18 protein-coding genes are annotated in these 17863 nt (G+C 69.4%); 13 read left to right on the forward strand and 5 right to left on the reverse strand.

Features of this window, described 5'->3' with window-relative positions:
• Position 1: 1 nt before the first annotated feature.
• The 4 genes from LQ772_RS03480 to LQ772_RS03495 are packed head-to-tail and all read left to right on the forward strand — an operon-like array spanning position 2 to position 4199.
• On the forward strand, positions 2 to 1936 hold the full coding sequence (locus tag LQ772_RS03480) for a chemotaxis protein CheA (RefSeq protein WP_231324042.1): 1935 nt from the start codon (positions 2 to 4) through the stop codon (positions 1934 to 1936).
• Position 1937: 1 nt separating this feature from the next.
• A complete protein-coding gene (locus LQ772_RS03485; RefSeq protein WP_231324044.1) occupies positions 1938 to 2678 on the forward strand; it encodes a flagellar motor protein in 741 nt (246 codons plus the stop codon).
• Positions 2675 to 3706 (forward strand): flagellar motor protein MotD, encoded by a 1032-nt coding sequence (gene motD, locus LQ772_RS03490; RefSeq protein WP_231324046.1) that lies wholly within the window; start codon positions 2675 to 2677, stop codon positions 3704 to 3706. Before LQ772_RS03485 ends, motD begins: the two co-directional genes overlap by 4 nt.
• A 31-nt stretch (positions 3707 to 3737) precedes the next feature.
• Positions 3738 to 4199: a chemotaxis protein CheW gene (locus LQ772_RS03495; RefSeq protein WP_231324048.1), complete on the forward strand. Its 462-nt coding sequence runs from the start codon at positions 3738 to 3740 to the stop codon at positions 4197 to 4199.
• A gap of 153 nt (positions 4200 to 4352) precedes the next feature.
• Here the strand turns inward: LQ772_RS03495 and LQ772_RS03500 are convergent, their stop codons facing one another.
• The 5 genes from LQ772_RS03500 to fliK form a co-directional block, all read right to left on the reverse strand.
• Entirely contained in the window at positions 4353 to 4985 is a 633-nt protein-coding gene (locus LQ772_RS03500; RefSeq protein WP_231324050.1) for a DsrE family protein, read from the reverse strand.
• 140 nt (positions 4986 to 5125) lie between these two features.
• Positions 5126 to 6034, reverse strand: coding sequence for a c-type cytochrome (locus tag LQ772_RS03505; protein ID WP_231324052.1), 909 nt, complete (start codon positions 6032 to 6034; stop codon positions 5126 to 5128).
• Positions 6031 to 6690: a c-type cytochrome gene (locus LQ772_RS03510; RefSeq protein ID WP_231324053.1), complete on the reverse strand. Its 660-nt coding sequence runs from the start codon at positions 6688 to 6690 to the stop codon at positions 6031 to 6033. Before LQ772_RS03510 ends, LQ772_RS03505 begins: the two co-directional genes overlap by 4 nt.
• Before the next feature lie 229 nt (positions 6691 to 6919).
• Positions 6920 to 7186, reverse strand: coding sequence for a flagellar biosynthesis protein (locus LQ772_RS03515; protein ID WP_231324055.1), 267 nt, complete (start codon positions 7184 to 7186; stop codon positions 6920 to 6922).
• Positions 7183 to 8340, reverse strand: coding sequence for a flagellar hook-length control protein FliK (fliK, locus tag LQ772_RS03520; protein WP_231324057.1), 1158 nt, complete (start codon positions 8338 to 8340; stop codon positions 7183 to 7185). The genes LQ772_RS03515 and fliK overlap by 4 nt, the downstream gene beginning before the upstream one ends.
• 356 nt (positions 8341 to 8696) lie before the next feature.
• Here fliK and LQ772_RS03525 point away from each other — a divergent pair, with 356 nt between their 5' ends.
• The 9 genes from LQ772_RS03525 to LQ772_RS03565 all read left to right on the forward strand — a co-directional run bounded on the left by LQ772_RS03525 (position 8697) and on the right by LQ772_RS03565 (position 17855).
• On the forward strand, positions 8697 to 9779 hold the full coding sequence (locus tag LQ772_RS03525) for a TolB family protein (protein WP_231324058.1): 1083 nt from the start codon (positions 8697 to 8699) through the stop codon (positions 9777 to 9779).
• 185 nt (positions 9780 to 9964) lie between these two features.
• Positions 9965 to 10279: an STAS domain-containing protein gene (locus LQ772_RS03530; RefSeq protein ID WP_231324060.1), complete on the forward strand. Its 315-nt coding sequence runs from the start codon at positions 9965 to 9967 to the stop codon at positions 10277 to 10279.
• An 18-nt stretch (positions 10280 to 10297) separates the two neighbouring features.
• Complete coding sequence (locus LQ772_RS03535) at positions 10298 to 10660, forward strand: response regulator (protein WP_209616977.1); 363 nt, start codon at positions 10298 to 10300, stop codon at positions 10658 to 10660.
• 18 nt (positions 10661 to 10678) lie between these two features.
• A complete protein-coding gene (locus LQ772_RS03540) occupies positions 10679 to 12652 on the forward strand; it encodes a chemotaxis protein CheA (RefSeq protein ID WP_231324062.1) in 1974 nt (657 codons plus the stop codon).
• Between the two features lie 178 nt (positions 12653 to 12830).
• Positions 12831 to 13349 carry a chemotaxis protein CheW gene (locus LQ772_RS03545; RefSeq protein WP_231324064.1) on the forward strand — a complete coding sequence of 173 codons (519 nt, stop codon included), beginning with the start codon at positions 12831 to 12833 and terminating at the stop codon, positions 13347 to 13349.
• A 12-nt stretch (positions 13350 to 13361) separates the two neighbouring features.
• On the forward strand, positions 13362 to 15089 hold the full coding sequence (locus LQ772_RS03550; RefSeq protein WP_231324066.1) for a methyl-accepting chemotaxis protein: 1728 nt from the start codon (positions 13362 to 13364) through the stop codon (positions 15087 to 15089).
• Positions 15090 to 15092: 3 nt separating this feature from the next.
• Positions 15093 to 15968, forward strand: coding sequence for a CheR family methyltransferase (locus tag LQ772_RS03555; RefSeq protein WP_231324068.1), 876 nt, complete (start codon positions 15093 to 15095; stop codon positions 15966 to 15968).
• Complete coding sequence (cheD, locus tag LQ772_RS03560) at positions 15965 to 16615, forward strand: chemoreceptor glutamine deamidase CheD (RefSeq protein WP_231324070.1); 651 nt, start codon at positions 15965 to 15967, stop codon at positions 16613 to 16615. The genes LQ772_RS03555 and cheD overlap by 4 nt, the downstream gene beginning before the upstream one ends.
• Before the next feature lie 139 nt (positions 16616 to 16754).
• Entirely contained in the window at positions 16755 to 17855 is a 1101-nt protein-coding gene (locus LQ772_RS03565) for a protein-glutamate methylesterase/protein-glutamine glutaminase (protein ID WP_231324071.1), read from the forward strand.
• Positions 17856 to 17863 lie beyond the last annotated feature (8 nt).

Below are 17863 nucleotides of genomic sequence, written 5' to 3' on the forward strand. Positions count from 1 at the left end.
AATGGATCCCTCGCTCGACGCCGAACTGCGCGACGATTTCCTGGTCGAGGCCGGGGAGCTGGTCGAGCGCCTGTCGGAACAACTGGTCGAGCTGGAAGCCAGCCCGCGCGACGCCGAGCTGCTGAACGCGGTGTTCCGCGCCTTCCATACGGTCAAGGGTGGCGCGGGCTTCCTCGCCATCGAGCCGATGGTGCAGCTGTGCCATCACGCCGAGGACCTGCTCAACGTCGCCCGCAACGGCGCGCTGGTGCTGGATTCGGCGAGGATGGACGCACTGCTCGAAGCGCTGGACCTGCTCAACGCGATGATGGATGCGCTGCGGGGCGGCACCTCGATGGCCATGCCGCCGCCTGCGCTGCTCAAGCGGCTGACGCCCGGCGCCGCGGCGCCCGCGCCGCCGCCGGTCGCCGCGCCCGTGGCCGCACCGCCGGCGGACGGCAGCATCGACGACAGCGAATTCGAGGCCCTGCTGGACAGCCTGTACGGCACCGCCGCGCCGGGCACCGTCGCACCGGCGCCGGCCGTGCCGTCACCGACCCACATCAGCGACGACGAATTCGAGGCGCTGCTGGACAACCTGCACGGCACGGCGGCGCCCGGCGCCAGCGCCGTACCGGCATCCAGCACGACTATCGCCGACGACGAATTCGAGGCCCTGCTCGACAACCTGCACGGCAAGGGCGCCGCCCCCGGCGCCCAGCCCATAACCGCCGCTCCGGCGCCTGCGCCTGCGCCCGCGCCCGCACGCGCGGCCGCGCCGGCCGAGACCAGCGTGCGCGTCGATACCGGCCGGCTCGACGCGCTGGTCAATCGCGCCGGCGAACTGGTGCTGGTCCGCAACCGCCTGCAGAGCCTGGCCCAGAAGAGCGGCGACGACATGCTGGCGCAGGCCGCGGCCGAACTCGACCGCGTCGCCGACGAGATGCAAGGCGCGGTGCTGTCCATGCGCATGCAGCCGGTCGGCCGGCTGTTCCAGCGCTTTCCGCGCATCGTGCGCGACCTCGCCCGCCAGCTGGGCAAGGAAGTGGACCTGGTGACCGAAGGCGAGGGCACCGACCTCGATCGCAGCCTGGTCGAGGCGCTCGCCGATCCGCTGATCCACCTGTTGCGCAACGCACTGGACCACGGGCTGGAAATGCCCGAGGAACGCGTCAAGGTCGGCAAGTCGCGCCGTGGCACGGTGCGCCTGTCCGCCAGCCAGCGCGGCGAGCGCATCGTCATCGCGGTGAGCGACGACGGCCACGGCATGAACCCCGAGGTGCTCAAGCGCAAGGCGGTCGAGAAGGGCGTGATCGACGCGGCCCAGGCCGCGCGCCTGAGCGAGAACGAGTGCTACGAACTGATCTTCCGCCCGGGCTTTTCCACCGCCGCGCAGATCTCCGACATCTCCGGCCGCGGCGTCGGCATGGACGTGGTCAAGACGCGCGTGGCCGAACTCGGCGGCACCCTGCAGGTGCGCTCGAAGCTCGGCCAGGGCAGCGAACTGCAGCTGACCGTGCCGCTGACCCTGGCGATCCTGCGCGTGCTGATGGTGCGCGTGGGCCCGCGCCTGTTCGCGCTGCCGCTGTCCAACGTGGAGGAAGTGTTCGAACTGTCCGCGGGCCAGGACCGCATGCTCGATGGCCGGCTGGTCGCCAACCACCGCGGTCGCGCGCTGCCGCTGGGCGATCTGGCCGGCTGGGCCGGCGTGGTCGGCGTCGCGCCGCGCCACGTGGTGGTGCTGCACATCGGCCACCAGCGCATCGGTTGCCTGGTGCACGAGGTGCTCGGCCGCGAGGACGTCATGGCCAAGCCGCTGGGTCCGCTGTTCGAGGGCCTGCCGGGCATCGCCGGTGCCACGGTCACCGGCGACGGTGCGCTCGCGCTGGTGCTGGACCTGGCCGGCCTGGCCGACGATGGCGGGCAGCTCCTGCCGTCACTGAGGGCGGCGGGCTGACATGGACGTGGTGAGCCTCGTCGGCACGATCCTGGCCTTCCTGGTCATCATCGTGGGCACCATCCTCAAAGGCTCCACGGTCGGCGCGCTGGTCAACCCGGCCGCGTTCGTGATCGTCTTCGCCGGCACCATCGCCGCCTTGATGGTGCAGACGCCCGGCAGCGTGCTCAAGCGCGCGCTGGGCATGCTGCCGATGGTCTACCGCCCGCCGGTGTTCCAGCCCTCGGACCTGATTGCCCGCATCATCGGCTGGAGCGAGATCTCCCGCCGGCAGGGCCTGCTCGGCCTCGAGCCGAGGATCGACGAGGAAAGCGACGGCTTCGTGCGCAAGGGCCTGCAGATGCTGGTCGACGGCGGCGAGCCGGACGCGATCCGCGGCGTGCTCGAGGTCGAGATGGAGGCGCGCGAGCACAACGAGCTGGTCGCCGCCAAGGTGTTCGAGAACGCCGGCATCTACTCCCCGACGATGGGCATCATCGGCGCCGTGATGGGGTTGATGGCGGTGATGCAGAACCTCGCCGATCCCAGCAAGCTGGGCCACGGCATCGCCGCGGCCTTCGTCGCCACCATCTACGGCGTGGCGCTGGCCAACCTCCTCATGCTGCCGATGTCCGCGCGGCTCAAGGGCCTGGTGCGCAAGCAGACGCAGATGCGCGAGATCCTCGTCGAAGGTCTGGTGTCGATCGCCGAAGGGGACAACCCGCGGCAGATCGAGGCCAAGCTGCAGGGGTATCTCTCGTGAAAAAGAAGCATCACCACGAGGATCACGTCAACCATGAGGCCTGGGCGATTCCCTACGCCGACCTGATGACGCTGCTGCTCGCTTTCTTCGTGGTGATGTATGCGGTCTCGGTCGTCAACGAGGGCAAGTACCGCGTGATGTCCGAGTCGATCATCGAGGCGTTCAACGGCTCCAGCCACGTGATCGCGCCGATGCCGGCACAGAATGCGAAGCCGCACAACGTCGACCCGGCCATCGCCGCGCCGCAGGGCCAGCCCGGCGCGGCCGTCGCGCCGGTGGCCGTGCCGATCCCGTTGCGCCCGGCGCCGCGGCGGATGGTCGCCGAACGCGCCCCGCACGAGACCTTGCGCGACGTGCAAGCCACGCAGGAAGCGCAGCGCCAAGCGAACCTCACGCGCATCCAGCACGAGGTGGAAAAGGCGCTGCAACCGCTGATCGACAGGCAGCAGGTCGTCGTGCGCCGCACGGCCAACTGGCTGGAGATCGAGATCCGCACCGACATCCTGTTCCCCAGCGGCGTGGCGCAGCTCTCGCACCAGGCCGATGCGGTGCTGAGCAGCCTGGGCGGCATCCTGGCGCCGTTCGGCAACCCCTTGCGCATCGAGGGCTATACCGACGACAAGCCGATCAATACGGCCGTCTTTCCGTCCAACTGGGAACTGTCCGCCGCCCGCGCCGCCAGCGTGGCGCGGCTATTCACCGAACACGGGGTGAGCCCCTCGCGGCTTGGGATCATCGGCTGGGGCCAGTTCCGCCCGGCGGCCGACAACGTCACCGTCGAAGGCCGCAACCGCAATCGCCGCGTCCTGGTCGTGGTGCTGAGCGACCACGCCACGCCGACGCGCTATTCCGGCGACGCCGATCGGCTCGGCCAGCTTGCCGACGTCGCGCCGCCCGCCGATGCGCCCGCCACGCCTGTTCCGCCGGGCGCGGGACTGGCCAAGGCCGGCGCCACGGAAGGCACGCCCAAGGCTGCGGTGCATGTCGTCGAGCCACCGTTGATCGTCACGCCCGGGCACGGCAAATGAGCCGCGCCGCCACTACCATGAAAACCAAGCCATGAATGCTCCGGCCACCCCGAACACCCAGCACTGGCTCACCTTCCAACTGGATGGCCAGGCCTACGCCGCACCGCTGGTCCAGGTCAGCGAGGTGATCCGCGTCGGCGAGGTGACGCCGGTGCCCGGCGCCGCTGCCGACCTGCTCGGCATCCGCCATCTGCGCGGACGCGTGGTGCCGGTGCTGGATGGCCGCCGCCGGCTAGGCCTGCCACCGCGCGATGGCGACACCGACAGCGTGCGCGTGGTGATGCTCAACCATGCCAGCCATGCCGTCGGCCTGCGCGTCGATGCGGTGGGCGAGTTGCTGTTGCCGGGCGCCGATGCCGTCGCACCGCCGCCGCCAGGTCGCGCCGCGCGGGTGGATGATCCGGTCATCGGCGTGTTGCCATGGAAGGGTGGTTTCGTCGCGCTGCTGGACGTGCGCCGGCTGTGCCGGTTGCCGGAGGCGGATGCGGCGTAAGTGTGGGCTCGCCGCAAGGCTGCCCCCATCCGCCCTCCGGCACTTCCCCTGCAGGCGGGGGAAGGAACAACCCTGGCGTAGAGCTCCCCGACCGAGCCTTCCCCCGTTGACGGGGGGAGGGAGCCGACCGGCGGAAGGGGCGACCTTGCCGGATCAATCCGGCTCTTTCGGCACCTCGCCGTAGCCCGCCGCCTGCAGCTCCTCACGCGTGGTCAGCGCCGACAGCGAGAGCTTCATGCCCGGCCGGATGTTGGCGGCCACGAAGTTCTGGTGCCCGAGCGCCTGCCCGCACACCACCATGTCCACATTGGCCTGGTGCAGTTGCCGGATCAAGCCTGCGTTCGGGTTGGGGCGCCCGAACTTCTTCCGGTAGGCCGCGTCCGACAGCGCGAGGTCGACGCCTTGTCCGTAGAACAGCACCACCAGGTGCACCTTGTCGTTGGGCACGCCCGCCAGCGCATACAGGTTGAGAAGCTTGGCCGCGGTGTGCAGCCGCCGGTTGATTTCACCGTGGCTGGGTTCGTCGCTGTCGATGTCGATGTACAGGCGATGGTCGGCCCGGGTCGAGGGCATCAGCGCGTCCGGGCCCACCGGCAACACGCCGCCGGCGCCATGGATGCGCGGGTAGGTGAGGCGCGGGTCGGGGCGCGGGCGCGAGACCGTGAAGGCAACGGCCGCGGCACAGGCCACCAGCAGCAGGACGACGCCGCTCCAGGCCAGCATGCGGCGGATCGGCGAAGGGGCGAGATCATCGTCGGACATGGTGGTCGCTTTGCTTTGGGACATCCCTGAGTGGTCTCCTCCGGCCGGGTCGCCCCGGCTCGCGAAATGCGCCAGTCAGTGTAGGAACGGCGCGTGAATTGGCAGGCAAAAACCAGGGCCCGCAATGGTGGTTGTGACGCTGCGCACACTGCTCGGCCGGTCGCTCAATGCGCCGGTTGCGCACCCAACAGGTGGCCGTTGACACGCTGGCCATACAGCGACATCGGCGTGTCGTGGAAGGCCTTGCGCGTGGCGGCCAGGTCGCCTTTGAAGCGCGGATCCTGCGGGCGCTCGTGCGCATCCATGAACATGGCCACGTCCCAGGCTTCCTGATCGCTCAAGCTGCCGCCGCGGCTGAGCGGCATGTTCGCCTTGATGAACGCGCTGGCCTTGTCCAGCTCGTGCATGCCGGCGCCCCAGTTGAACGAGTCCGGTCCCCATAGCGGCGGGAAGACATAGTCGCCGGCGACCTTCTGGCCCTGGCCATTCGCGCCGTGGCAGAGCGCGCAGTCGCGCTGGAACACCGCCTGGCCGCGCGCGTAGTCCGGTTTCCTTGCCGGCGCCGGGACCTTGGGGTAACCGGCTCCCTCGAGCTTCACGCCGTGCGGCGCGCCTTGCGCCATCCACGACGAATAGGTTTCCAGCGCGAGCATCACCTTGTCGTCCAGCGGCGGGGCCTTGCCGTTCATGCTGTACATGAAGCAGCCCTGCAGCCGCTCGCCGTAGCTGTTCACGTGGCCGTTCTTCTTGCGGTATTGCGGATACATGCCATAGGCGCCCCACAGCGGCGCCGCGTCGGCGAGCCGTCCCGCGTCCAGGTGGCAGTTGACGCAGGCGAGCCCGTTGCCGACGTAGGCCGGTGCGGCCTTGCGCGTGTGCAGGAAGATCTCGCGGCCCAGCCGGACCATGTCGCCGTACGGCCCTTGCGGGATGGCCGATTCGGACGGTGGCGCGAAGATCGGCGGCTTGGTCGATGGCGTCGCGACTTCGGCGGCGTGCGCATCCATCGGGCTGCGATCGGCGCATCCGCCGAGCGCGAGCGTGGCGAGCAGCAGGTAGAGGCGCTTGCTCATCGTCCGCCGCTCCCGGCCGGAAGCGGTTGCGCGGCGAACCACTTTGCCACCGCGGCGATGTCCTCGGCGCTCAGCGCACGGCTCAGGTGCTGCATCAGCTGCAGCGGATCGTTGCGCCGCGCGCCCTGCTGCCAGGCTTTCAACTGCGCCTCGATGTAGCTCGCCGGCTGCCCGGCCAGCGGCGGGAAGTGGGCGCCCACGCCCACGCCGCCGGGACCATGGCATTGCTCGCAGGCCGGCACCCGTTGCGACCAGCGCCCGCGCGTGGCGAGCGTCGCGCCCAGGTCGTTCGCCGACGGCTGCGACGAAGGCGGAATCGCCGGCACGGGCAGTCGGCTGTAGTAGGTGCCGATCGCCTGCCGCTCGTCCTCGGACAGAGCCCGCGCGATCGGTTGCATCACGGCGTTGGCGCGCGTGCCGGCGGCGTAGTCGGCCAGTTGTCTGGCGACATAAGCGGCATCCAGCCCAGCCAGGCGTGGAAAGCCCGCCGCTGCCTGGCCCGCGCCGTCCGCCCCATGGCAGGACTGACAGGGCGGCGCGCCATGACCGTTGCCCTGGCTGACGAGCTCCTGCACCGACGCGGCATGTGCCAGCAGCGGCCATGCCCCCGCAATCAGCGCGCTCCCCAGCACGCGCACGGTCAATCCCCTGCGCACTCTCGCACCCCCGACATCCCGATCGTTCCCGCGGGCAGGCGGTCCCCGCGGTTCCAAGGACGTGAGGAATAGCGAGCCTTGCGTGCAGAAAGCGTCAGCAGCCTGGACAGCAGCCGTCCGGTTGCGTGCATGCAGGGGCGCTGGGCGCCCGCGCGACCGCCGGGCGCAACAGCGTGACGTCGACGCGACGGAACGGCCTCATCGCAACGGCAGCGGCCTGCGGCGAAGGTTACGCAGCGGACTCGTCGCTCGCGTCGTACGCGCTCGCCAGCACCGCGGCGGCGGCGGCGTAGAGCAGCACCGGGACGTCCTCGCGCAGGCGCAGGGCGGCCAGTACCGCGGCGATCTGCGGATCGTGGTGCAGCGGCAAGCCCAGCGCGCGGGCGCGGGCCAGCAGCAGGTCGAGCGCTTCGGGCGGCATCGGCGCGGGCTTGGTCTCCGGACCGGCCAGACGCAGGGTGACGCGCCGTTGTGGCGGCGGCAGGCCGTTGCTCATGCAGTGGCCTTCAGCAGCAGGGCGCTGGCGTGGCTGCGGCCCTGCGGCAGGCCGGTCTGGCAGCTCAGCTGTTCCAATTGCAGGCCGCTGGCGGCCAGGCGCTGGCGCAGCGGGGTGAACTGGCGTTCCAGCCGCTCGGTGGTGGCGCTGCGCTCGGCCCACAGGCGCACGTTCAAATGCAGGTCGCGCAGTTGCAGCTCGCCTTGCAGCGGCCCGAGCGCGGGCAGGTCGATGGCGAAGCCCAGGGTCCACGTGCCGGCGCCGGTCTCGGCGTCCTGGCCCTGCTCGAGGTGCAACTGCAGCACGTCGCGTCCGTCGGGGCCCTGCAGGGGGATGTCGATCATCCAGGCCTGCGCGCCGGCGGCGTCCAGCTGGGCGATTTCCAGCCGGGCGAGCGCGGCATGCACGTCGCCGCGCAGGCGGCCGAGCAACTGGTTGACGTCCTCGTCCGCGGGCAGGTCGGCGAACGGCATGGCCAATGGCGCGCGCGGCTGGGCCTGCAGGCCGCGCTGGCGCAGCGGCGGCGGCGTATCGGCGTTGCTGGAGGGAACGTGGGCGGGCAGGCGCGGTTGCCGGTCGAGCAGCGCTGCCAGGCGCAGCAGTACGGCCTTGAAGTCTTCGTCGCCCAGCGGCATCGGGTTGCTGCGCGGGCGCGCCAGTTGCGATTCCAGGAACAGGCCGCTGCGGGCGATCGCCTCGCGCAGGCCCTCCGGGCGGCTGATGTCTTGCGGCGTGCGCACGCCCTGGTCGAGCAGTGCCAGCGCGGCGCGCACGGCCGGGGGCAGCTGCCGCACCACCGGCCGCTGCGCGAGCGCACCGAGCGTGGCCAGCAGCGGCGCGTAGCCGTTCTGCTGCGGCAGTCGTTCGCGCAGCGCCTGTTGCACGCGCGGGTCGGTGGCGGCGCCGGCAAGGATCTCCAGCAACGGCGGATTGCCCATGGCGAGCACGCGCACCTGGAACTGCGAGGGCAGCGGGATGCCCAGCGGGTCGGTTTCGACCGTGAGCGCGCCGATCTGCAGCACCATCCGGCCCTGGTCGCCCATGCCCAGCGGACGCGCGGGCAGCACCGCGCCCACGCGCCAGCTTTCCGACGCGGCACCGGAGGCGGCACCCGCCCAGGTCATCGCAGCGAGGCTGGTGGGTTGGATGATCACGCGGGTCTCCTGCCTGCCGGCCGGGCAGGTTGGGCCGGTTCCGTGCAGTCGGTAAAGGAATCGACCCGAACGACGATAACTTGAGCCTTGGGGCGATAGCGGCCGCGACCATGAAATTCGCGTGAAATCAGGGCAGACCTTCCCTAGCCGCGCGTTTCACCGGATCCGGCGCAGCGTCCGCAAGAATTTTCGCAGGCGTCCACGGGGAGGCGTGGGCGCACTGTGCCGGAGCCGCTTGAAATCGGCTGCCCGTTATCCCGATGTCGCCTCGCCCCCGCAAGGCCCAGCCCGGCGGGGACATGCCATGCCCGGGGCAGCCACGCAATCAGGGGGAACACACCCGCGAGGAACGTGGCATGAAAACGTCTGCTTTGGTTTATTCCGTGCTGGCGCTGACCGTGGCCAGCTTGTCCGCGCCGATGCCTTCACGCGCCGGAGTCGCGCAAGGCGATGCAGTGCTGGTGGCCCGCCAGCTCGTGGTGAACAGCGACCAGAAGGGGACCGGCTTTGCCGTGGTCGATACCCGGGGCCGCGAGGCTTACCTGATGCCCCCCGAGGAAGGCGTGTATCGGGACCTGGGCGGCTGGTCGCCCGGCGGTTCGAACATCGTCTTCGAGGTGTCGCGTGACGGCATCTTCGATCGCTCGCACTTGTGGGTGATGGATCGCCAGGGCGGCGGGGTCAGGCGCATCACGCAGGGTATCGGTGTGCGTCTACAGCCGGTCTGGGGCCCCGGCGGCATTGCCTACATCGAAAACTCCAACTGCCTGCACATCGTCGGTGGGCAAGGGCAAAACCATCGGCGCCTGTTTTGCCTGCCCGAGGACGCCCTCATCGTCAGGCTGCAATGGTCGCTGGACGGCAAGAGCGTGCTGTTCTTTGGCGAAACTGAGATCGGCGGCGGCCTCGAGCCCCCCACCGACCAGAGCATCTATCGGGTGAACGTGCGCACGGGCCTGGCCACCCGCATTTTCCTGCGCCGACTGAACGGGCCTTCCAGTTCGCGTCTCTTCCTGTCGCCGGATGCCGCCTGGGCGGTCGATATCAACTACGACCGGGCCGAACAATTGAGCCTGATCGAGCTTGCGACCGGGGCCGAGTCGGGGTTGGTCAGCTACGGTAGCAATCCGGTGTGGTCTCCGGACAGCAAACGCCTGGCATACGACCTCTTCGGCGACCTCTACGTCATGGATGCGGCGACCCGTCCCAGCGAACGGCGCCTGCGCCGGCTTACCAACAATCCGACCGACATCAACTATGAGCCGATTGCCTGGTCCAGGGACGGAACATGCCTGCTCGCCAACCGCCTGCACTACGTGGGCTCGGGTGAGCACGCCTACACCGAGGCGGATCCGGTGATCTTCAACCTCGTCACCGGCGAGCGCACGCGCTTGCCGCCAGGGGCGGCGGTCGAACACGGCTGGTTCCAACACGAGTAGCCGCATGCGTTCGTGAACAACCGCTCCTGCTGGCCCAGACCCGGCGACTGGCCCGCTTCGTGCAAACGAGGCGGGCCGACGGGTTTTTGTCGCGCGGTTTCCGGCGTCCCACGCGCCCGGCTAAAGGCATCGGCCTTTGCGCCGATATGCCTTGGGCAGGGGCCCGGTACGACGCGGAGGTAAGCATGGGCAGCAAACGAGAGCTCAAACAGCCCAGAACGGTCGAAATCGGCTTGCCGGCCGACTGCCGCATGGCGGCGCAGTCGGCCTTGCTGGCCGATCTGCTGGGCGCGCTGGACGCACCGGCCACGCAGATCGACGGCAGTGCCGTCGAGCGCGTGGACACGGCCGCGCTGCAGCTGCTGACGCTGTTCCGCCGCGAGGCCCTCTCGCGCGGTTGCGAAGTCAGCTGGCGGGGCGCGAGCACCACATTGTGCGAGGCGGCGGACACGCTCGGCCTCGTCAAGGCACTTGATCTACCGGTCGCTGCGGCGGCCTGAAACAACTGAGGAAAAACGATGGCAAAGATTCTTGCGGTGGACGATTCGGCGTCGATGCGCGGCATGGTGGCCTACACCCTGCGCGGCGCGGGCCACGAGGTGACCGAGGCGGAAAACGGCCAGCTCGCGCTGGACGCCGCGGCCGCGGGCGGGTTCGACCTGGTGCTGGCCGACGTCAACATGCCGGTGATGGACGGCATCAGCATGGTGCGCGAGCTGCGCACGCGCCCGGCGTACAAGGGCGTGCCGATCCTGATGCTGACCACCGAGTCGCACACGGACAAGAAGATGGAAGGCAAGGCCGCCGGCGCCACCGGCTGGCTGGTCAAGCCGTTCGACCCGGACCAGCTGCTGGCCACGGTCAAGCGCGTGCTCGGCTAAAGCCGCGGAGAAACACCCATGAGCAACGCGGGCCTGGCGCAGTTCCAACAAGTGTTCATCGAGGAGAGCCTGGAAGGGCTCGACACGATGGAATCCTCGCTGCTCGCGCTGGACGAGGGCGGCGACGGGGAACTGGTGCACACCATCTTCCGCGCGGCGCACTCGATCAAGGGCGGCGCGGCCACCTTCGGTTTCCCGGAGATGGCCTCGTTCACGCATGAGGCCGAGTCGCTGCTGGACGAGGTCCGCGGCGGCAAGCGCGCGATCGACAAGCCGATCGTCGAACTGCTGCTGCGCTCGGTCGACTGCCTGCGCGGCATGTTCGACCGTGCCAGGGCCGGCCAGCCGTTGAACGACGCCGTCTCCGACGGCGTGCGTGGCGAACTGGCGGCGATGATGGGCCGCGAGGCGCCCGCGCAGGCGGGCCCGGCCCGCCGTGCCGGGGACCAGGCCGAGGCGTGGATGATCCGTTTCCAGCCGCACGCGGGCATGCTCGCGGGCGGCAACGATCCGCTGCGGCTGATCCGCGAGCTGGCCGGGCTGGGCGAACTCTCCATCGAGGCCGACCTCTCGCGCCTGCCTTCGCTGGACAAGCTGGACCCGTCCGAGTGCCACCTGGGCTGGAACATCGAGCTCAAGGCGCCGGTCAAGCGCGAGGACATCGCGGCGGTGTTCGACTGGGTCGAGGGCGAGTGCGAGCTGTCCATCGAGCCCAAGCCGAGCACGGTCGTGACGCCCGTCGCGGCTGCGGCGCCCGCCCCGGCGAACATCGCCGATGCGGCGGCCGCGCGTGGCACGCGCGAGGCGAGCGCCGAATCGAGTTCCGTGCGCGTGGCGATCGACAAGATCGACAGCATGATCAACCTGGTGGGCGAGCTGGTGATAACCCAGTCCATGCTCGACACCTTCCGCGAGGATTTCGACCCGGCCCGGCTGCCGTTGCTGCAGCAGGGCCTGATCCAGCTTGCCCGGCATGCGCGCGAGCTGCAGGAAAGCGTGATGGGCATCCGCATGCTGCCCATCGCCTCGGTGTTCAACCGCTTCCCGCGACTGGTGCGCGACCTGAGCCAGAAGCTCGGCAAGCAGGTGAAGCTGGAGCTGCACGGCGAGCAGACCGAGCTGGACAAGACGGTGCTGGAGAAGATCGGCGATCCGATGGTGCACCTGGTGCGCAACGCGATCGACCACGGCCTGGAAATGCCGGACAAGCGCCGCGCCGCCGGCAAGCACGAGATGGGCACGCTCAAGCTCGATGCCTTCCATCGCGGCGGCAACATCGTGGTGGAGGTGTCCGACGACGGCGCCGGCCTCAACCGCGAGGCGATCGTGAACAAGGCGATCGAGCGCGGCCTGATCGCCAGCGGCGAAGGCCTGAGCGAGGAGGCGGTCGGCGAACTGATCTTCCAGCCGGGCTTCTCCACCGCCGCGGTCACCACCGACCTTTCCGGCCGCGGCGTGGGCATGGACGTGGTCCGCCGCAACGTCTCCGACCTCGGCGGCACGGTCACCATCCGCAGCAAGCCGGGGCAGGGCAGCGTGTTCACCATCACCCTGCCGCTCACGCTCGCGATCATCGACGGCCTTACCGCCGCGGTGGGCGAGGAGCGCTACATCGTGCCGCTGGTGTCGATCGTCGAATCGGTGCAGCTCAAGCCCGAGGCGCTCAAGACCGTGGTCGGCGGCGGCGAATTGTTCCGCTTCCGCGGTGAGTACCTGCCGGTGCTGCGCCTGCACGAACTGTTCGGCTGCGACGGCGCCAAGCGGTCGATCGAGGAGGGGTTGCTGATCGTGGTCGAGGGCGACGGTTCCCGCGTGGGGCTGTTCGTCGACGGCCTGGTCGGCCAGCAGCAGGCCGTGGTCAAGTCGCTGGAAGCGAACTACCGCCGCGTGCAGGGCGTGTCCGGCGCGACCATCCTGGCCGACGGCGCGGTGGCGCTGATCGTCGACATCGCCGGCCTCGTGCGCCTGCACAGCCGCCGCAAGGCCGCCTGACCGCCAGATTTCCCGGAGGAGCGCCCTTGGGCGCGACCGCGATGCCATCCAGGCATGGCGGTCGCGCCCAAGGGCGCTCCTGTCTCCGGAAACCGCGACGCCCGCACGTTCCCCTGCTCAAGAACCCCGTCCGGCAGCCGATAGACCCATGTCTCGGTATCTCACCGCGGAAACGCAAATGAACCATCCAGCGAACCCCGCCGCCCCGGAAACGGCCACAGCGGTCCAGTACCTCACCGTGAACCTCGCGCACGAGGAATACGCCATCGACATCCTGGCCGTGCGCGAGATCCGCGGCTGGACGCCGGTCACGCGCATTCCCCAGGCGCCGCACTACGTGCTCGGCGTGCTCAACCTGCGCGGTGCCATCGTGCCGGTGCTGGATCTGCGCCTGCGCTTCGGCCTCGCGCGCGAGGAGTACACGGCGACCACCGTCACGGTGATCGTCACCGTCGCCGAGCGCCTGTTCGGCGTGATCGTCGACGCCGTCTCCGACGTGCTGGACGTGCGCCCGGACCAGCTTCGCCCGGTGCCCGACATGGGCACCACCGTGGACACCGAATACCTGAAGGGACTGACCGCCATCGAGGACCGCATGGTGCTGCTCCTGGACGTGGACAAACTGCTGCAACCGCAGGACGCGCAGATGCTGGAAGCCGCCTTGCCCGCGGCCAATGACGTTAAAGCCGTGGCCTGACAGGAACCACCCATGAAGATGCCGAAATTCAAGTTCAAGATTCCCTCCCTGACCGTGCGTGGCCGGCTGCGCGTGGTCATGGGCATGCTGATGCTCATGCTCGTTGGCGGCGCCGTGATCGGCATCGGCTCGATGCAGCTGCAGAACGAAAGCATGCGCGCGACCTACGAGAACGAGATCGTTCCCGCCCAGGTCGTCGCCCAGCTGCAGCAGAGCTCGCTGTTGTCCTTCATCGTGCTGGGCGAGGCGGGCAACCTGGTCGGCAAGCCGGCCCTGAAGCAGAAGCTGGCCGAGTTCGCCGAACACCAGGCGAACGTCGTCAAGTACAAGAAGATGCTCGAGGGCTTCCCCAAGGGCGAGGCGATCGCCAAGCAGTACAAGGACTACCTCTCGACCAACGAGGATTACCAGAGCGCCAAGAAGGACATGCTGGACGCGCTCAACCAGAACGATGCCGGTGCGCTGGACGTGCTCGACATGGAGGTGCGCCCGCTGCTGATGCTGCGCCAGGAGTCGCTGGCGAAACTGGCCGACCTGCAGCGCGCCGAGGCCCAGGGCATCTACGAGGCACAGGTCAAGCGCTTCCAATGGATCCGCGCCATCAGCATCGGCGCGCTTGCCGCCGGTCTTCTGATCGCCGCCTGGATGGCGCTCTCGCTCAGCCGCTCGATCATCGGCACGCTGACTTACGCCGGCCGCGTCGCCCGCGAGATCGCCCAGGGCAAGCTCGGCCACGCCATCGAGGTCAAGCGCAACGACGAACTGGGCCAGCTGCTGGAAGCGTTCCGCAGCATGGACGAGCGCCTGTCGGCGATCGTCGGCGAGGTTCGCCACGGCTCCGGCGCGGTGAGCACCGCCGCGCAGCAGATCGCCCGCGGCAACGACGACCTTTCGCAGCGTACGCAGGAACAGGCCTCCAGCCTGGAGGAAACGGCCTCCTCGATGGAGGAGATGACCTCCACCGTCAAGCAGAACGCCGAGAACGCCAGCCACGCCAACCAGCTGGCCCGCGGCGCCCGCGAACAGGCCGAGCGCGGCGGCGAAGTGGCCTCCCAGGCGGTCGTGGCGATGAAGGAAATCAACGCCTCCAGCCGCAAGATTTCCGACATCGTCAGCCTGATCGACGAGATCGCCTTCCAGACCAACCTGCTCTCGCTCAACGCGGCCGTGGAAGCGGCGCGTGCAGGCGAGCAGGGCCGCGGCTTCGCGGTCGTCGCCACCGAGGTGCGCAACCTGGCGCAGCGCTCGGCCGGCGCGGCCAAGGAGATCAAGGCGCTGATCAACGACAGCGCGGAGAAGGTCAAGGCCGGTTCCGAGCTGGTCGACCAGTCCGGCAAGGCGCTCGCCGAGATCGTCGACAGCGTCAAGAAGGTCACCGACATCGTGGCCGAGATCGCCGCGGCCAGCCAGGAACAGTCGGCCGGCATCGACCAGGTCAACCACGCCGTGCTGCAGATGGACGAGATGACCCAGCAGAATGCCGCGCTGGTGGAGGAGGCTGCTGCGGCCGCCCGCGCCATGCAGGAGCAGGCCGGCGAGCTGTCGCGCCAGGTCGCGTTCTTCCGCCTCGAGGGCGATGCGGCGGCGGCGCCCGCACCGGTGAAGCCGCAGTCGTCGTCCGTGGTCGCCGAGGCCGAGGCCGTGTTCGCCGCCGTACGCAACACGCCTCCGGTGCGCGCCATGCGCTCGGCCGAACCGGCCGCCGTGGCAGCCGACGCGGGCGTGTGGAAGGAGTTCTGAGCGATGAACGCGGTCGCCAGCCAGGATCAAGCGACGGCCGGCCTCACCGGCCCCGTGCTCGGCGATGACGAGTTCCAGTTCCTGCGCACGTTCGTCTACCAGCACTGCGGCATCGCGCTCAGCGAGCAGAAACACCAGCTGGTGCAGGGGCGCCTGGTGCGTCGCCTGCGGGCGCTGGGCCTGAAGGGCTTCGACGCTTACTGCCAGCTGCTGCGCACCGACCCCGACAGCGAGCTGGGCGAGCTGGCCAGCGCGATCAGCACCAACGTGACGGCGTTCTTCCGCGAGGTGCACCACTTCGAGGCGCTGACCAACGAGATGCTGCCGCGCTGGCTGGAGCAGAAGCGTCGCGAAGGCGATCGCCTGCGCATCTGGTCGGCCGGCTGTTCCAGCGGCGAAGAGCCCTATTCGCTGGCGATGGTGCTGGCCGAGGCGCTGGAGCGCTGCGGCCGCAGCATCGACGCGAAGATCCTCGCCACCGATCTCTCGCCCGCGGCACTGGCCGCGGCGCAGAAGGGTGTCTATCCCATCGAGCGGCTGGAAGGGGTCAGCGCCGAGCGCCGCCACCGCTGGTTCCTGCGCGGCGAGGGCGAGTACGCGGGCCTGGCCTGCGTGCATCCGAAGCTGCGCGAGCTGGTCACCATCGCGCCGCTCAACCTGCTGCACGACTGGCCGATGCAGGGGCCGTTCGACGCGATCCTGTGCCGCAACGTGGTGATCTATTTCGACCAGCCGACCAAGCAGAAGCTGTTCCGCCGCTTCGCGCGGCTGCTGCCCGCGGGTGGCCCGCTGTTCCTGGGCCATTCGGAGTCCATGCACGGTCTTTCCGACGAGTTCGAACTGATCGGCCGCACCATTTATCGGAAAAAGATTGCATGACCCAGGTCGTCGCGAGGCTGCCCCTGGGCCAGGCCATCGCACCCGCTTTACCCGGTTTCGAGCATCTGCGCAGGTTCTGGGATCCGACCCACCAGTGCGTCACCGCGAAGGTGCTGCCCGGCGAGTTCTACGTATGCACGCAGGAGGAGATGATTTCGACCGTACTGGGTTCGTGCATCGCCGCCTGCATCCGTGACCGGCGCCGGTGCGTGGGCGGCATGAACCACTTCATGCTGCCCGAGCCGGTGGGTGAGCGCGACAGCTGGACGGCTGCGGTCGGCCGCGCGGCGCGCTACGGCTCCGATGCGATGGAGCAGCTGATCAACGCGATCCTCAAGGCCGGTGGCCACCGCGAGGACCTGGAGGTGAAGGTCTTCGGTGGCGGGCGCGTGCTGGCGCAGATGACCGACGTCGGCCGGCGCAACATCGAATTCATCCAGCGCTACCTCGCCACCGAAAGGCTCGAGGTGGCCGCCTCCGACCTCGGCGACGTGTATCCGCGCCAGGTCCAGTACTTCCCGGCCAGCGGCAGGGTGCGCGTGCGCCAGTTGCGCGGTACGCGCGACGCGGCGCTGGTCGATGGCGAGCGTGGCTACCTCAAGCGTTTGGCAAACGATCCGATAAAGGGAGAGGTGGAGCTGTTCTGACCTCTGGTGGCGCTGGGCCGTGGGGGCGCGGCATCCGCCGTTCCGGCGGCGCCCATTTCCGGTGCAGACGGATCAACGCCCTCACGACCCAGCGCCACCGCTCCACTTCATTTCACAGGCAAGCTCGAGACATAACGGCATGGACAAGGTGCGAGTTCTGGTAGTCGACGATTCCGCACTGGTGCGCAAGCTCCTGTCGTCCATGCTTGCCTCCGATCCGCAGATCGAGGTGGTCGGCACCGCGGCCGATCCGTTGATCGCGCGCGAAAAGATCAAGCAGCTCAACCCCGACGTGCTCACGCTCGACGTCGAGATGCCGCGCATGGACGGGCTGACCTTCCTCGAAAATTTGATGCGCCTGCGGCCGATGCCGGTGGTGATGGTCTCCTCGCTGACCGAGCAGGGCGCCGACGTCACGCTGCGTGCGCTGGAGCTGGGTGCGGTGGATTTCTTCACCAAGCCGTCCAGCGACCTGGCCGGTGTCTTTGCCGCCAGCGCGCAGGACATCTGCGCCAAGGTCAAGACGGCCGCACGCTCGAAGCCGCGCGCGCGCACCGCCGTGCGCAAGCTGGAAGTGGCGCCGCGGTTGTCGGCCGATGCCGTGCTGCCGCTGTCGCAATCGGCAGGCACGCGCGGCGGCAGCCCGATCATCGCGATCGGTGCGTCCACCGGCGGCACCGAGGCAATCCGCGCCGTGTTGGAGGCGATGCCGCCGGATGCGCCGCCGATCGTCATCACCCAGCACATTCCCGCTGCCTTCAGCGGCCCGTTCGCCACGCGCATGGACAACTGCTCGGCGATGCGCGTGTACGAGGCGCGCGATGGCCAGCCGATCCAGCAGGGCCATGCCTACATCGCGCCTGGCTCGCAGCACCTGCTGGTGATGTGGGATGGCGCGCGTTACGTCTGCCGCCTGCACGACGGTCCGCCGGTGAACCGGCACAAGCCCAGTGTCGACGTGCTGTTCCGCTCGATGGCGGCCAGCGTCGGCAAGGCCGCGGTCGCCGCGCTGCTCACCGGCATGGGTGATGACGGTGCGCGCGGGCTGCTGGAACTGTCCCAGGCCGGCGCCGCGACGCTGGTGCAGGACGAAGAAACCTCGGTGGTGTGGGGCATGCCCGGCGCCGCCTGGAAACTCGGCGCCGCCCGCGAAGCACTTCCGCTGGACCAGATTGCCGCGCGCCTGCTGAGGCTGGCGCGCCAACCCATCGACAGCGCCCCGCGCGTCGCCGCCCTTTGAATGCGGAC

It is taken from the genome of Frateuria edaphi, from assembly GCF_021117405.1.
GTDB classification, from domain to species: domain Bacteria; phylum Pseudomonadota; class Gammaproteobacteria; order Xanthomonadales; family Rhodanobacteraceae; genus Frateuria_A; species Frateuria_A edaphi.

What these genes read in the sequence shown, in the direction of transcription:
- LQ772_RS03480 (WP_231324042.1), top strand. Translation starts at nt 2, where the DNA reads ATGGATCCCTCGCTCGACGCCGAACTGCGCGACGATTTCCTGGTCGAG.
- LQ772_RS03485 (WP_231324044.1), top strand. Translation starts at nt 1,938, where the DNA reads ATGGACGTGGTGAGCCTCGTCGGCACGATCCTGGCCTTCCTGGTCATC.
- LQ772_RS03495 (WP_231324048.1), top strand. Translation starts at nt 3,738, where the DNA reads ATGAATGCTCCGGCCACCCCGAACACCCAGCACTGGCTCACCTTCCAA.
- LQ772_RS03500 (WP_231324050.1), bottom strand. Translation starts at nt 4,985, where the DNA reads ATGTCCCAAAGCAAAGCGACCACCATGTCCGACGATGATCTCGCCCCT.
- LQ772_RS03505 (WP_231324052.1), bottom strand. Translation starts at nt 6,034, where the DNA reads ATGAGCAAGCGCCTCTACCTGCTGCTCGCCACGCTCGCGCTCGGCGGA.
- LQ772_RS03515 (WP_231324055.1), bottom strand. Translation starts at nt 7,186, where the DNA reads ATGAGCAACGGCCTGCCGCCGCCACAACGGCGCGTCACCCTGCGTCTG.
- LQ772_RS03525 (WP_231324058.1), top strand. Translation starts at nt 8,697, where the DNA reads ATGAAAACGTCTGCTTTGGTTTATTCCGTGCTGGCGCTGACCGTGGCC.
- LQ772_RS03530 (WP_231324060.1), top strand. Translation starts at nt 9,965, where the DNA reads ATGGGCAGCAAACGAGAGCTCAAACAGCCCAGAACGGTCGAAATCGGC.
- LQ772_RS03535 (WP_209616977.1), top strand. Translation starts at nt 10,298, where the DNA reads ATGGCAAAGATTCTTGCGGTGGACGATTCGGCGTCGATGCGCGGCATG.
- LQ772_RS03540 (WP_231324062.1), top strand. Translation starts at nt 10,679, where the DNA reads ATGAGCAACGCGGGCCTGGCGCAGTTCCAACAAGTGTTCATCGAGGAG.
- LQ772_RS03545 (WP_231324064.1), top strand. Translation starts at nt 12,831, where the DNA reads ATGAACCATCCAGCGAACCCCGCCGCCCCGGAAACGGCCACAGCGGTC.
- LQ772_RS03550 (WP_231324066.1), top strand. Translation starts at nt 13,362, where the DNA reads ATGAAGATGCCGAAATTCAAGTTCAAGATTCCCTCCCTGACCGTGCGT.
- LQ772_RS03555 (WP_231324068.1), top strand. Translation starts at nt 15,093, where the DNA reads ATGAACGCGGTCGCCAGCCAGGATCAAGCGACGGCCGGCCTCACCGGC.
- cheD (WP_231324070.1), top strand. Translation starts at nt 15,965, where the DNA reads ATGACCCAGGTCGTCGCGAGGCTGCCCCTGGGCCAGGCCATCGCACCC.
- LQ772_RS03565 (WP_231324071.1), top strand. Translation starts at nt 16,755, where the DNA reads ATGGACAAGGTGCGAGTTCTGGTAGTCGACGATTCCGCACTGGTGCGC.